The organism is Pseudomonas sp. Pseusp88, from assembly GCF_047303955.1.
Taxonomy (GTDB): Bacteria; Pseudomonadota; Gammaproteobacteria; order Pseudomonadales; family Pseudomonadaceae; genus Aquipseudomonas.
In genome coordinates, this window is sequence record NZ_JBGLYM010000087.1 from 1 (window position 1) to 815 (window position 815).

1 pseudogene is annotated in these 815 nt (G+C 60.1%); it reads right to left on the minus strand.

The features are described 5' to 3' along the window. A pseudogene (locus ACCD02_RS32580) lies at positions 1 to 815 on the minus strand (hypothetical protein); the annotation flags it as partial.

Here is an 815-nt window from a genome sequence, read left to right on the forward strand (position 1 = left end):
ATAGGCGATGCCGAGCACCGCCAGGATGATCGCTACCGGCGTGGACATTACCCAGGCAAAGCCGTACCAATAGCCGAGGGCTGCGCCAACAAGCTGGCCTGTAGCGACAAAAGACATTCCGCCAGTTACACCAAACTTCGTCCAAAGCAGCACTTTTTCTTCCGGACTTGTGGCACGACTAACGTCCTCTGACAACTGCCAAGCCTCAACCCCCGCCGCAACGGCCCCCAAGGTCGCCCACGTCATCGTACGCAAGATCAAACCTTTCGAAAACGTCGCAAATTCGTTAGCAATCGCTGCCTGGGCGCTGCCCCTGGAGGCGGCTTTAGCTTCTCCCAACCATTCCAGGTAACCAGCCTTTGCCACCCGCAGAGTTTCAGAACCCAGCGTCGCCGACATCTCCCCCGCCTTATGCCACGCCGGCCCCACCCATAACGCCGCAATCGCATTGGCAGCGTAGGCCGTACCAGCCGCCAGATTACGCAGTTCATCCGCCGTAAACCGGCCGTCGTTGCTGGCTTTTGTCGTGATGTCATGGACATTCCACAGGTTCAACCCGACCAGCAGGGCAGGCAGGGCGTTGCCCAGGTAGCGGTTCATCCAGGTTCGAACGTGGTCCTGATGGCCCTGTTTGCCGAAGATCGCCAGTCGCTGCAGCACCTCGGATTGCCCCAGGCCCGTGAGCCAGTAATTGAGTTGGGTGTGGTTGGGCGGCAGGCGCGAGTGGCCATGGGCTTTGCCGATGATGCGCATGGGGCGCATGAGCGACAGTCTTTTCAGCTCATCTTCATGGCCTTGCAGGGCAAGGCGGGCGG